We start from the raw sequence: 13,013 nt of genomic DNA on the forward strand, positions 1-13,013 counted from the left end.
GTTGCGCCAGGTCGCCGAAGTCGGCGGCGCATCGTTGCCGGTCATGCTCGGCACACTGGCCGTTGCGCTCCTGGGCGCCTACGGGCTGGGACGGCTGCTCGATGTCCGCGGCGACGCACAGTTGCTGATCGGCGTCGGCACCGCCATCTGCGGCGCGTCGGCGATCGCCGCGACCCAGGCCGTGATCAAGGCCAAGGAGTCCCAGGTCGCCTACGCGATCGGGACCATCTTCACGTTCAACATCGTCGCCGTGCTGGTTTTCCCGCAGCTGGGGCACCTGATGGGCCTGGACCCGCACGCCTTCGGGCTGTGGGCCGGGACCGCGATCAATGACACCTCATCAGTCGTTGCGGCGGGCTACGCCTACGGCGGTGACGCCGGGCCCTACTCGGTCGTGGTGAAGCTGACCCGCAGCCTGATGCTGATCCCGATCGTCATGGTCCTGGCCTTCTGGGCCGCTCATCGCCAGGCACAGGTCGACGCCCCCGCCGCCGGCGGCCGTACCGGCTTCAGCTTGCGCACCCTGCCGTGGAAGAAGATCGTCCCGCTGTTCCTGGTCGGGTTCGTCGTCGCCTCGGGCCTGACCAGCGTCGGAGTCATCCCGGAGTCGTGGCACCCCGCGCTGACGTTCACCGGCACGTTCCTGATCACCACCGCCCTGGCCGGGATTGGTCTGTCGATGCGCTTGTCAGATATGCGCAAGGCAGGAGTGCGGCCCCTCGTCCTCGGGGCATGCCTCTGGGTTCTCGTCGGCGCCAGCAGCCTCGGCATCCAGGCCCTCACCGGCACTCTGTGAGCGGCGGACGCCGCGGACACTCGACCATCAGCGCATCTGCGACGTCGGCTCAGAAAATTCCGGAACTCTCCGCGGCGACGAACAGACCGACCAGGACGAGCATGACGGCGAAGGCCCGGCTCAAGGCGGCGCCGGAGAAACGGTCCGTGACCTTCTTACCGAGCAGGGTTCCCACGATGGCCGCGATCGTGAACGGCACGATGATCCGCAGGTCGAGGTGCAGATCACCAACCCGCGAGGCGAGCGAACTCACCGAGTTGAACGCGATGATCAGCAACGAGGTGCCGATCGCGACGGTCATCGGAATCCGGAGCACGATGACCAGAGCGGGCACCACGAGGAACCCTCCCCCCACACCAAGGAAGCCGGTCAGGAACCCGACGACGGCGCCGCAGGCGATCACCTTCGCCGCGAGTTGTACCAACGCGACGCGCGAGGTTCCGGCCGGAGCGGAGAGCAGGGTGGTCGCACCACCGGCACTGTCGGCCGCGGCAGTACCGACCGACTCGTCGGAGGCGGCGTCTGGGGCCGGCTGCCGGGACGGGCGGCTGTTGATCAGCATGGCGACCGCGACGAGAAGCGTGATCGCGGAGAACGCGAGCAGCAGCGTGTTCTGCGGAGCCGCCCGGTTGAGCAGCGTTCCGGCCCAGGCCGCAGCGATCCCGACCACCCCGAAGGCGATACCTGTGCGCCAGTCGATGGTGCGGTCACGCAGACGGGCCAGTACGCCAACCACGGAGATGATGCCGACGATGATGATGCTGCTGGTGGTGGCGGACTGGGCGTCCTGCCCGAGCGCGTAGACCAGGGCCGGTACCGCGAGTACACCCCCGCCGCCGCCGAGGGCACCGATCACGAGTCCGATCACGAGCCCGAGCGCGGCCGCGAGGGCGATACTCACCCGACTGCTCCGGGCCTGCCGGAGTCGTCGAGGAACGGAAGACCGGCGGCGTCCCAGGCCTTCATACCCCCGGCCAGATTGCGGACGTCGATGCCGGCCCCGGCCAGCACCACGGCTGCCTTGCCGGAGCGGTTACCGGAGCGGCAGATCGCGATCACCGGGCGGCCGGTGCCGACGGCACCGGGATCGAGATCCCCGAGCGGCACGTGGACGGCACCGTCGATGTGCCCGGCACGCCATTCGTCGGGCTCGCGGACGTCGAGCAGCAGGGCGCCGGAGCGAGCAAGCTCGGCGGCTTCGGCAGGGTTGACCTGGGGGATCTCGGGCGTGGTCATCGGCGGGGGTCCTTCCGGTCCGCGGTGCTGAGCAGGTCGAGGTGGTAGCCGTCCTTGCGGGAGAAGTCGGCGGTCAGGGTGAAGCGGTCCCCGCGCACGAGGGTGTGGCGCCACTCGACGGGACGGCCCTTCGCACAGCCGAGACGGCGGATCGAGAACGCCGCGGTCGTCGGGCTCCCGCCCAGGAGCTTGTGCTCGGCCGGGGTCGGCAGGATCGGCTGGATCTGTTCCTCGCCGCCGGTCAGCACGACGCCGCACATCTCGGCGTAGCGCTCGTAGAGCGCGCCCTGGGTGAAGTCGGCGTCGAGCAGGGGTGCGGCGAGCTCGTGGGGAAGCCAGACCCGGTCGAGGGCGAGCGGCTCGTCACCGGCGAACCGGAGGCGTTCGAGGTAGATCAGCGGCGTCGACTCCTCGATGCCGAGCCGGGCGGCAACGACGCCGTCCGCGCGGGTATCCAGGGACCGGACGACACTGCGCTGCTCCAGGCCCATCGCCTGGACCGACTCGTGCAGGCTGTAGAGCGCACCGAGGCGCTGGGCGATCTCGACCGGCTCGGCCTGCCGCGACGGTCGGCCGCGACCGGCGACGACCAGGCCTTCCTCACGCAGGACCTTGACGGCCTGGCGCACCGTGTGTCGGCTGACGCCGTAATCGCTGACCAAGGCGTGCTCACCAGGGAAGCCGTGGGTGAACTCGTCGGCGTCCAGACGCCGTCGAAGATCCGTGAGGAGCTGCTCCCACAGCAGCGCGCCCGGCTCCCGCCGCAGTGCCCGATGCCGATCTGACGTCTCGACTGCCACCAACATCCCCCTTCGTACGACGAGGGGAATGTACGGTCATTTCATGTGTGATCGCAAGCTGTCGCCGGCGCCGCCCCGGAGACGAACACTCGCGTCACACGACTGACGGCGTCGTCACTCAGAACGGCACGGCCGCGTGGTGCGCAGCGCGCATCGCCTCGACGACCCGATCGAGCAGTCGGCGGGACCCATCACGGCTAGGACACATGTCGCCGTCTCCGGGAGCGACCGGACGGAGTCGACGCGTCACGGACTCACTTATCTCCGACGTGGTCGATGTCGTGGCGGGGACGTTCACAGCAGGGCTCCAGAACTCGGCGGGACGATCCGTGCAGAGACCGCGAGCCGAGTAGGGGTCAGCCCGCGAAGAGTCCTGGGCGACAGCGGCGATCATCCACCGACAGCTGGTCAGCGGCCATCAAGCACACGCAGAGCGTGCGATCGGCCGGCGAGCTGAAGGGTGCCACATGACCACTGCACCACGCGTATTCGCCCAGCGCAACGGATAGCTGCTCACCTCTCACGACGAGTCGGGCAGACGGTCACTTCTTCCACATCTCGACCGCACCGCGTTCGTAATGTACGGTCATTTACATCAGACCTTGACGCCGTCGGAGGGCACGATGGAGCGCAGCGGCCAGTTGATCTTCAAGCAGTATTACCTCGGGTGCCTGTCGCAGGCCTCGTACCTGATCGGAGACGCGGGCACGGGACGAGCGGTGGTGGTCGACCCGCAACGCGACGTCAAGGAGTACCTCGACGACGCCCGCGAGGCGGGACTGACGATCGAGCGGATCCTGGAGACCCACGTGCACGCGGACTTCCTGTCCGGGCACCTGGAACTCGCGGCAGCCACAGGTGCGCCGATCTCCTACGGCGACGCTGCGGATGTCGAGTTCGCGATCGAGGCACTGGCCGACGAGCAGTCCCTGTCGCTGGGCACTGTCACGCTGGAGATCATGCACACCCCGGGCCACACCCCGGAGTCGATCTGCATCGTCGTGCGCGAGTCCGCCGAGGCATCGGAGCCCTACGGCGTGCTCACCGGGGACACCTTGTTCGTCGGCGACGTCGGCCGGCCGGACCTGCTCGGGGCCAACGGCTGGTCGCCCGAGGAGCTGGCCAAGGCCCTCTACCGCTCGACCCGCGAACGTCTGCTGCCCCTGCCCGACTCCACACGGGTCTTCCCGGCCCACGGTGCGGGATCGGCGTGCGGCAAGAACCTGTCCACCGAGACCTCGAGCACCATCGGCGAGCAGCGCCGCAGCAACTACGCACTGGCCCCGATGAGCGAGGACGCGTTCGTCTCAGCCGTGTGCGAAGGCCAGTCGGCCGCGCCGATGTACTTCGCGTTCGCCTCGCACCGCAACCGCGAGGACCGGCCGATGCTCGACGAGACCACCGCAGTCCCCTCACTGCAGCCCGAGGCGTTCCTCGACCGCCGCCGTGACGGCGCGACCGTGCTCGACACCCGTGACCCCCAGGACTTCGCCTCGGCCCACCTCACCGGGGCGATCAACATCGGCCTGGGCGGGCGCTTCGCCGAGATGGCCGGGCAAGTCATCCCGGCCGAGAGCGACCTGCTGCTGGTCTGCGATACCGGAACCGAGGTCGAGGCCCGCAACCGGCTCGCCCGGATCGGCTTCGACCGGGTCTTGGGACACCTCGACGGCGGCATCGCCTCCGTCCCGGCCGTGCACCTGCGCGCCGCCGGCCGGGTCGACGCCGAACGGTTGGAGGCCCTGGCCGTCCCCGTTCAGCTTCTCGACGTGCGAGGCCCCGGGGAGGTCGCCGGCACCGGATCCATTCGCGGCGCACACCTGATCCCGCTCTCCGTGCTCGTCTCACGCGTTGGCGAGCTCGATCCGTCCCGGTCGACGGTCGTGTACTGCGCCGGCGGCTACCGCTCGTCCATCGCCGCATCGACGCTGCGCGCACACGGCTTCGACGACGTCTACGACCTGCTCGGCGGCTTCGGCGCCTGGGACAACGGGGAACGCCCCGTCGACCAGGCACAGCCGGTCTGAGATCTCGACAACCGCTCGACACCACGCGGCCCGGTCCGACAGGGACCGGGCCGCACCTCTGGAAAGGACCGACCGCCTCCGTGACCTCCACCCGCCCAAGCTCCCCCACCACAGCGACCCTCACGGACCCGGCGCCCGGGACGTCGATCGACGGGCCGACCCTCGACCGCTGGATGCGCTCCCCCGCGTCACCGGCGCCCCTCGTGATCGACGTCCGGAGTGCCGCCGAGTACGAGTCCGCCCACGTCCGGGGCTCTTACCACGTACCACTCGCGACGCTGGCCGAGCACACCGCGGACCTCGCCGCGCACCTCGACTCCCCGGTCGTTCTCGTCTGCCAGTCCGGTGTCCGGGCCGAACAGGGCCGCCGGCACCTCGCGACGGTCGGCCTGGACCGCGCCCACGTTCTCGACGGCGGGCTCCCCGCGTTCTCCGCAGCCGACGGTGAGGTCGTGCACGGCCGACGCGCTTGGGCCCTGGAGCGCCAGGTCCGCCTGGTCGCCGGATCACTCGTGCTGGCAGGCCTGACCGCCGGACAGCTCCTTCACCCACGCGCACGACTGCTCGCCGCAGGCATCGGCGCGGGCTTGACGTTCTCCGCGCTGTCCGACACCTGCGCGATGGGCTCTGCCCTCGCTCGGCTGCCGTTCAACCGGGCCAGCACGGAGCCGCGTCCGGTCGACACCATCGACGCGCTCCGGCGCCGCTGAGGCCCCGTCGCAGCGCCGTAGTCGACGGGTAAGCCCCGGTTCCGTGTCGGAGCCGGGGCTTACCCATCGTGATCGTCTCCTCAGGCGAGGCCCCGCAGCATGAGGTTCCAGTACAGCGCCGGTAGACCGTGGCGCTTGAGGTACCACATGTCCCGGCGCTCCTTGATCGTATTGATCTTGGGGATCGAGGGCTTGGGGGTCATCGAGTAGTCGAACTCGGCGAGCAGCAGCGTCCTACGCGAGGTCGTAAGCGGGCACGAGGCATAGCCCTCGTAGCGGGCGCTGGGCTCCCGCCCGGCCATGACATCGGTCAGGTTCGTGGCCACGACCGGCGCCTGCTTGCGGATCGCCGCCCCGGTCTTCGAGTTCGGAGAGGAGCCGGCGTCGCCGAGGGCGAACACCTCCGGATACCGGGCGTGCTGCATCGTGTGCTTGTCGATCTCGACGTACCCGGCGGGCGAAGCCGGGTCGGCGAGGGAGGTTTTCTTCACCCAGTCCGGTGCGCTCTGGGGCGGCACGACGTGCATGACGTCGTAGTTCAGGGTCTGCGTCGTGTCGCCGTTGGCGTGGTCGACGATCGTGACCTCGCGCTTGTCGGCGTTCACGCTCGTCGCCTCACTCTGCAGATGCACGTTGATGCCGTAGCGGCGCGCGACGCCGTCCAGGATCTGCGCGAACTCCTTGACCCCGAACATGCCCGGAGTCGGCAACACCAGGTGAATGTCGATCTTGTCGAGGACACCCTCCTGCCGCCAGTAGTCCGCGGCCAGGTAGGCGATCTTCTGCGGCGCCCCGGCGCACTTGATCGGACCCGCGGGCATGGTGAACACGGCTGTGCCCGAGCGGGTCTCGCGGATGAACTTCCACATCGCCGGGGCGAGCTCGTACTGGTAGTTGCTCGATACGCCATCGCGGCCCAGGGTCTGCCCGAGACCGGTAATCTTGCCCCAATCGAGCTGGATTCCCGGGCACATGACCAGGTACTCGTAGCCCACCGACGACCCGTCGTCGAGTTCAACCGTCCGCGCGTCCGGATCGACAGAGACCGCCGCCCTGCGGATCCAGTTGACGCCCTTCGGCATCACCGCCGACTGCGGCTTCGCGCTCTCCTCGACCGGAGCGCATCCACCCCCGACCAGCGTCCACAACGGTTGGTAGTAGTGCGTGGCCGCGGGATCGATCACTGCCACGTCGCCTTCCCCGCTTCGGCGTAGCCGTGCAGCCACGCTGATGCCGGCGCTGCCGCCGCCGACGATGACGATGCGATGACGCGCCATGTCCACCCTCCGGTAAATGTACGTACATCTGACCGTAGCGGACCAGTGGTTGGGATCACAATGGGCCTAGACAGGAAAAATCGCCCGGACCCATCGGGTCCTGGGCGATCTGTCGTCGAGCGGATGTGCTCGCTACTGCAGGGCGAGCGTGCGGATCACCAACCGGGCGGCGTCCCCGCCTGCGTCGATCGCGTGGCTCACAGCGGTGGGGACATCGAGGTCCTGCAGCAGTGCTGCGCTGACCGCTGAGGTCGCCGCGGAAGATCCGGGCTTACGCCCCGCCGCGACATAGAGCTCCTCGAGTCGTTGCGCCGCCAGCTCGATGTCCCCGGAGCGGAAGTCCCATCCCTGGCTCCACACCCGGTCCAGGAGCAGCATCCGCAGCACCGCCCCCGAGGTGTCCTGGAGCAGGTCCTGCACCAGGACCAGATTGCCGGTCGACTTGGCCATCTTCTCGCCCTCCAGGCCGACCGTGCCCACCCGAAACTGCCGACGAGCGAACAGGCCCGCTCCGGTTGCCGCGCCGGCCATCGCGACCTGGTAGGCGTGGTGCGGGAACTCCAGGTCCGCACCCCCGGCCAGGACGTCGACCACCCCGCCGAGGGTCGCCATCGCCATCGCGGCGCACTCGGCGTGCCAGCCGGGACGCCCCGGACCCCACGGGCTCGGCCACGCCGGGTGCGAGCTGTCCGAGGGCCGCCACACCGGCACGTCGAACGGGTCATCCCGCAAGGAGTCGTCCGGGTCGTCGCCATATTCCGCTGACAACGCCAGCGCCTGCTCGCGGCCCAAACCGGCCGCCGCCGGGAGGCCACCGCCGCGGAAGTAGACGTGCCCCTCACGCTCGTAGGCGACCCCGCGCTCCACCAGTGCCGCCGCCAGGGCGATGACGTGATGGATGTGATGCCGGGCATGCGGGGTGTGCTGAGGTTCGCGAACGTGCAGCGCCGACATCGCCCGGTCGAACCAGAACTCCTGACGCAGCCCGAACTCGTCGTAGTCGCGACCGCGGTCCACCGCCGTGCGGGTCAGGACATCGTCGACGTCGGTGACGTTGCGGGCGACCTCGGTGTCCGTACCCGTCATCCGAACCACCCGACCCAGGACGTCGGCCCACACAAAGGTGGACGCGTGCCCGAGATGGGTCACGTCGTAGGGGGTGATCCCGCAGACATACATCCGGGTCGGCATTGTCAACGGCAGGGACGCACCACCCAGGACGAACCGGGCCCCCGACCTGTCCGTTATCTGCCCGTCGATTTGCTGGTCCATTGCATCATCCTGGCACCCGCTCGGACATTGGCCGAGCATCACTGCTGCCCGGACCAGCACTGCGCAAGCTGAATACGCGAAGACGTTGTCTAGGCGACGGAATCGCAGTTATCGCCGCAACGGCGTGCCGAAGCCGTCTCCCGGAGCGCCGGCCGACAACCCTGTTCCCGAGCCCCTGCCCCGAAGCAACTCTCAGGCTCCTCACTGCTGCTGGGCGCGGTGGTGGAGGTCGGCGTCGCGGGCGTCGAGGTAGTACTCGCGCCAGTGTACGGGGCCGCTCGGTGGGGCGGGGGTTTCGTGGTCGAGGCTCTGTGGGCGGGTGGTGGTGTCGAGGCCGTAGCTGTCGGGGTCGTGGCTGCGCCGGGGCGGGAACCGGTCGGGGAGGTATCGGGGCCGGTCGGGGCCGGTCTCGGCGGTGAGTTGCGGCGCGGGCTGACTGTCCCGGACGGCCTTTTCGAGGGCGATCTCGTGCAGCCGGCGTTCTTCCTCGGTGATCCGGTGCCGCCCGGGGGCGCACTCACGGGGGTCGATGGCGTTGGTGAGGTTGTGCAGGGCGGCGGGGAGCCACCGCACGTGCCATTCGGCGACGATGTCGGGGCGGGTGCGCGGAGCGGATGCGGCGACGTGGCAGGTGCGCAGCCAGGCGAGCTCGCGGACCGCACGAGGGTGCACAGGCCAGCAGTCGGGCAGCTCGGCCCGGGTGAGGCGGTACTGGGCGTTGAGGACGGTGGCCACCCAGCCGCCCAACGCCGCCCACCCGGCGACGGCCTCCTCTTCGTCGAGGGCTGCCCAGCGCAGGGCCGGGGTGAGGGCGATCGGGCCGCTCTCGTCGTCGGCGCCGGCCCCGGTTTCGAAGGCGCCGGCGATCGCGGCCAGGCCATGCTCGACGTCGCCGAGGCGGGGCAGCATCTCCGAGACCTGGTTCGCGACCTCGGCGACCCCGCGGGAGGCGTCGGTGGCCTGGTCCCGGATCCGGCGGATCTCCAAGCCCATCTCCACCTGCCAGGACCGCCCACTCCCCCGGCCCCCGGCCGCTCCGGCCGGGCCGCTGCTGGGGGGTGGGGTGGCGGGTCCGTCACTGCTCACTGCTGTGTCCTCCTGGTCGTGGTGCCCGCCATGATCGCGCTGCGCGCCGTCACGCCGCTGCAGGTGCGGTGTCGTCGGTGCGCCGCGGGGTGGTGGTACTCGGCTCGATCACCGACCGCGGCGGGGCCGGGCGCAGATCGCGGCGCGTCCACACGGGCCGGACCCGGACGATGGTGGCCGGGGTGGCGCGGTGGATGAGGACGGCGTGCCACTGGGGCAGGACACGGAGCCGGTCGGGTGGGCAAACCCGGACGCGTTCGAAGCGTTCACGCCCGTCGGGTTCGGTGACCGGTTCGTGGCGGTGCCCGCACAGCCGCGACACCGCTTCGAGGTCTTCGTCGAGGGAGAGCCCGCCGTAGACGAGCTTGACGTTGGTGGCGTTCCAGATCGTGTCCGCGCCGCGAGCGCCCCAGCGCTGCGCGAGCTGCGAGGGGGACTGGGCGGCCCACTCGATGTGCACGCCGCGGCCGCCGGCGTCGGCGAGCCAGCGATCCAGCGGGACCGGGGTGATCAGGGCGACCTCGTCGAGGAACATCCCCAACGGCGGGTCCAGGCGGCCCTTCGCCCGGGTCGCGGCGACGCGTTTGGCGGTCTCGAACACGTGCCCGGTGAACGCGGCCAGCAGCGGCGCCACCGCGGCGTGCGCGCGGTCGGAGCCGATCACGAACAGCGCCCCGCGCCCGGCGACGAAGGCCTGCGCATCGAACTCCGCAGACCCGGAACCCACGGCTCCGGATCGTGCTGGGTCGGGTGAGGCGGTGACCAGGGCCGCGATGGTGGGGTCGGTCATGAACTTCACCGACCGCTGCAGGGTCAGGAAGATCGAGTCGCGGGTCTTGCGGGCATCGGTGGCCAGGACCTGACGCAGCGCGTCCGCCGCCCCGGCCGGGACTCGTCCGGCGGGGGCGCTGGTGAGCAGGGCGAGGGCTTCGGCGGCGCCGCCGGTGCGGGCGTCGCTGGTGGGGTTGAACACCCAGCGCGCGACCGTGGCCATGTCACGGTCGTTGAGGTCGGCGGCCATGAGCAGCGCGCACAGCACCGCGGCGGCCCAGTCGTCCCAGCGGTCACCGTCGTCGTCGCCCGAGGCGGCGGCGCCGACCATGTGCCCGGCCCGTTCGGCCGCGGTCTGGGAGTCGGCGCAGCCACGCACCGGGGACCACCAGACCGTCGAGCCGAGTCCGCCGAGGTTCTCGGGGTTGAACAGCATCACCGGTCCCTGCTCGGCGCGGGCCCCGGCGCAGTAGTCGTAGATGTCGACCTTGGTGGAGGTGGCCATCACCGGGCCGTCGTGGTCGATGACGTGGTGCCCGAGCAGCGCGGTCTTCCCGGTCTGCGGGGGCGCGATCAGCCCGATCACGTCGCGGTGCGCGGCGTAGCAGTCGGTGCCGACCACCGGGCCCACCACGGTGCGGCCCAGCCAGGTGCCGCAGCGACCGGCCGGGAGCCGCTCGATCCGCCCGGGATCCGGGCGCCCGCCCGGCGCGGAGGCCGCGGCGGCGATGCTGGGGCGGGAGGCGACCGCGGCGGCGCGGACGGCGTGGGCGGAGACGTAGCGGTGCAGGTCCCACCAGCTCGCCCACCCGTCGAATCCGTAGCGGATCCGGACCCGGCCACGGATCGTGTGCGGGTAGACCGCGCGCACGATCGGGACCGCCACGACCACCGCGGCGGCTCCGGCGAGGATCTCCCCCACCGTGGCCAGGAATCCCAGCGTCGGCAGCACCGCCGGGTTCTGCGGGGTCGCGGTCCCGGCCAGCACGGCGACCGTCAGGCCGGTCAGGAGTACGCCGAGCGCGATGAGCTGGACCCGCCAGCGGCACAGCGCCGAGGCTGCGGCGGTGCTGAGCCGGGCCCAGCCGGGAGAGGCGAGACCGGACCGCAGCGTCGGCAGGATGGCCCACCACCACGCCGCGCCCACCCCGCGCGACACGGTGCGGTGCCAGCCGCGGCCCGGCTCCGATCGCTCGGACATCGACCGGGCCGGTGTCGGGTCGGTGGTCGTGGCGTCGTGGTTCTCGACGCTGTGGAGCTCGGCGCGGGTCATGCGCCCACCTCCAATCGGGTCGGGGTGGCCACCAGGATCAGCGGGCGCGCCGGTTCGGCCGCCGCGCCGGTGTCGGGGCCCTCGGGTGGCTCCGGGCCGCGATCGCCGTCACCGGCGAGCAGGTCGCGGGCCTCGGAGAGCAGACGGCGCCCGGTGCGGGGCGAGACGGCGTAGAGCGCTGCAGCCTGCGAGCCGGTCACCAGGCACTCCGCGCGCAGCAGCTCGGCCAGCTCACGGACCCGCTCATCACCCGAGGTGCCCGGAACGTCCGTGGACGTGTCTGCGGGCTCGGTGACGTCGGTGTCGGGGTCCGGCTGGACGGTGCTGCTTGGAGCTGTGGCGGCGCGGCGTTGTGCGCGCACCCCGGTACGGCCTCGGCGGCGGGCGATCGCGTCCGCGCCCAGCTCGACGCCGAACCGGTCGCGCCAGGCCTGACCCCAGGCCTCGGCGGCGTCAGCGCCGGGCCCCAGCTCGACCCGGCGCGACCACGCCGCCCAGGACAGCAGCGGGTAGCGCAGCAGCCGGGCGAGCCCAATCAGCAGGCCCCGCCGGCGGCGAGCCCGGCCGGCTGCGGCGCGGGCGCGGCGCTGGTGCCCGACGAGCAGCTCGACGAGTGCGAACCCGACCAGGCTCGCGAGGGCGTAGGCGACGCCGACCTGCAGACCGCCGGGCCCGGTCGCGCCGTGCCAGAGATTGAGGGAGGCCGCGACTGCGGCGAGTAGCCACACTCCCGCGGTGAGCCGCCCAGCCGGTTCTCCCGCCGCGACGGCCTGGTGCCGGCGCCAGGCCAGCAACCAGGCTGCGCCTTCGAGCATCGCGGGCAGCAGCACCGACATCGAGCCGAGCTGCATCTGGGTGCGGGCGAACTCCAGCTGCCCGCGGGTCGCGATCAGGGTGGGCGCCACACAGGCCACGAACCCGGCCACCGACGGCAGCTCGGCGACCACGGCCCGGGCACCGGCACGTACCGCGGCCCGGCGCCGCGCCGCCTCGGCCGCGCGCTGCTCGGAGCGCTCGGCGGCGAGCTGGGCGCGGGCCCGTTCGGAGCGCTGCGCGGTCTCTGCGCGGGTCGCCTCGGCGGCGGCGCGGGCCTGCTCGGCCTCGGCCGCGGCGCGGATCCGCTCGGCGCGCCCGTCCCGCCACGGGGGCGGGGTGGCGGTCGTCTGCTTAGGCTGCGACACCGCCGATCACCGCCTCCCGGATGGCCAGCCGGTTGGTGCGTGCGGTCAGGTTGTGCAGCCACGGGGCCAGGGCGCGGCGCTGGGCGTGGCTGTCGGCCGAGATCAGCTCCGGCAACGGGGTCAGCTCGACCGCGCACCCGGGGCAGGGCCTGCCGGGCGGCTCGGTGAGCGCGGCGGGGGCGATGAGCTCGCCGCACAGCGCCTGGTAGCGGCCGCTCGGGTGACCGCCGCCGGAGATGGCCTCGTCGGTGACCTCGTGCTCGACGCCGTCTCCGGCGGCGGTGACCGGGATCGACCGGGCGTGTACCGAGAGCCGTGCACCGCGGTGGCCGGGTCCGTGCTGTCGGCGCCTCACGCGGGGACTCCGGACAGCGCATAGCGGGCAGTGGCCTTGGTCGGGGTGTGTGGCGCGGACACAGCGGTGTGGCGGGTGCTACGGCAGGGCTGGGCCCGTCGGTGACCGCGCGGGACGCGGTGCGGTAGGCGCGAGAGACTGCGCATGGATCGTTCTCCTGGCTTGAGCGCTCGGGGTTGCGGTCCGTCCAGGTCCTGGCCGGTGGTGACACACCGGCCAGGACCGCCGA

At 71.5% G+C, this 13,013-nt stretch carries 12 protein-coding genes; 3 read left to right on the forward strand and 9 right to left on the reverse strand.

The features are described from left to right. Positions 1 to 796: YeiH family protein (locus EV383_RS30460; RefSeq protein ID WP_130295294.1), on the forward strand; the 796-nt coding region annotated here is incomplete at its 5' end. 49 nt (positions 797 to 845) lie between these two features. Here EV383_RS30460 and EV383_RS30465 read toward each other — a convergent pair. Genes EV383_RS30465 through EV383_RS30475 form a run of 3 tightly spaced genes read right to left on the reverse strand, consistent with a single transcriptional unit; the run spans position 846 to position 2,832 of the window. Next, positions 846 to 1,697, reverse strand: coding sequence for a sulfite exporter TauE/SafE family protein (locus EV383_RS30465; protein WP_165438610.1), 852 nt, complete (start codon positions 1,695 to 1,697; stop codon positions 846 to 848). Further along, positions 1,694 to 2,032: a rhodanese-like domain-containing protein gene (locus EV383_RS30470; RefSeq protein WP_130295298.1), complete on the reverse strand. Its 339-nt coding sequence runs from the start codon at positions 2,030 to 2,032 to the stop codon at positions 1,694 to 1,696. Before EV383_RS30470 ends, EV383_RS30465 begins: the two co-directional genes overlap by 4 nt. Next, positions 2,029 to 2,832 (reverse strand): GntR family transcriptional regulator, encoded by an 804-nt coding sequence (locus EV383_RS30475; RefSeq protein WP_242623541.1) that lies wholly within the window; start codon positions 2,830 to 2,832, stop codon positions 2,029 to 2,031. Before EV383_RS30475 ends, EV383_RS30470 begins: the two co-directional genes overlap by 4 nt. Positions 2,833 to 3,434: 602 nt before the next feature. Here EV383_RS30475 and EV383_RS30480 point away from each other — a divergent pair. Together EV383_RS30480 and EV383_RS30485 are read left to right on the forward strand one after the other, a co-directional pair. Further along, on the forward strand, positions 3,435 to 4,859 hold the full coding sequence (locus EV383_RS30480; RefSeq protein ID WP_242623542.1) for an MBL fold metallo-hydrolase: 1,425 nt from the start codon (positions 3,435 to 3,437) through the stop codon (positions 4,857 to 4,859). Positions 4,860 to 4,939: 80 nt separating this feature from the next. Then, complete coding sequence (locus tag EV383_RS30485) at positions 4,940 to 5,569, forward strand: rhodanese-like domain-containing protein (protein WP_242623543.1); 630 nt, start codon at positions 4,940 to 4,942, stop codon at positions 5,567 to 5,569. An 80-nt stretch (positions 5,570 to 5,649) separates the two neighbouring features. Here EV383_RS30485 and EV383_RS30490 read toward each other — a convergent pair whose 3' ends face one another. The 6 genes from EV383_RS30490 to EV383_RS30515 form a co-directional block, all read right to left on the reverse strand. Then, positions 5,650 to 6,846, reverse strand: a complete 1,197-nt coding sequence (locus EV383_RS30490) for an NAD(P)/FAD-dependent oxidoreductase (protein ID WP_130295476.1) — start codon at positions 6,844 to 6,846, stop codon at positions 5,650 to 5,652. A gap of 132 nt (positions 6,847 to 6,978) precedes the next feature. After that, a complete protein-coding gene (locus EV383_RS30495) occupies positions 6,979 to 8,118 on the reverse strand; it encodes a cysteine--tRNA ligase (protein WP_130295302.1) in 1,140 nt (379 codons plus the stop codon). A 201-nt stretch (positions 8,119 to 8,319) separates the two neighbouring features. Next, a complete protein-coding gene (locus EV383_RS30500; RefSeq protein WP_130295304.1) occupies positions 8,320 to 9,204 on the reverse strand; it encodes a hypothetical protein in 885 nt (294 codons plus the stop codon). Positions 9,205 to 9,253: 49 nt separating this feature from the next. Beyond that, positions 9,254 to 11,248, reverse strand: a complete 1,995-nt coding sequence (locus EV383_RS30505) for a type IV secretory system conjugative DNA transfer family protein (RefSeq protein WP_130295306.1) — start codon at positions 11,246 to 11,248, stop codon at positions 9,254 to 9,256. After that, the gene (locus tag EV383_RS30510) at positions 11,245 to 12,429 is read right to left on the reverse strand and encodes a DUF2637 domain-containing protein (protein ID WP_130295308.1); all 1,185 of its coding nucleotides are present in this window, start codon (positions 12,427 to 12,429) and stop codon (positions 11,245 to 11,247) included. The genes EV383_RS30505 and EV383_RS30510 overlap by 4 nt, the downstream gene beginning before the upstream one ends. After that, on the reverse strand, positions 12,416 to 12,784 hold the full coding sequence (locus tag EV383_RS30515; protein ID WP_130295310.1) for a hypothetical protein: 369 nt from the start codon (positions 12,782 to 12,784) through the stop codon (positions 12,416 to 12,418). The genes EV383_RS30510 and EV383_RS30515 overlap by 14 nt, the downstream gene beginning before the upstream one ends. Between the last annotated feature and the right edge of the window lie 229 nt (positions 12,785 to 13,013).

The organism is Pseudonocardia sediminis, assembly GCF_004217185.1.
GTDB classification, from domain to species: domain Bacteria; phylum Actinomycetota; class Actinomycetes; order Mycobacteriales; family Pseudonocardiaceae; genus Pseudonocardia; species Pseudonocardia sediminis.

Coding starts and splice junctions, on each gene's coding strand:
- EV383_RS30470 (WP_130295298.1), bottom strand. CDS start 2,032: ATGACCACGCCCGAGATCCCCCAGGTCAACCCTGCCGAAGCCGCCGAG.
- EV383_RS30490 (WP_130295476.1), bottom strand. CDS start 6,846: ATGGCGCGTCATCGCATCGTCATCGTCGGCGGCGGCAGCGCCGGCATC.
- EV383_RS30495 (WP_130295302.1), bottom strand. CDS start 8,118: ATGGACCAGCAAATCGACGGGCAGATAACGGACAGGTCGGGGGCCCGG.
- EV383_RS30505 (WP_130295306.1), bottom strand. CDS start 11,248: ATGACCCGCGCCGAGCTCCACAGCGTCGAGAACCACGACGCCACGACC.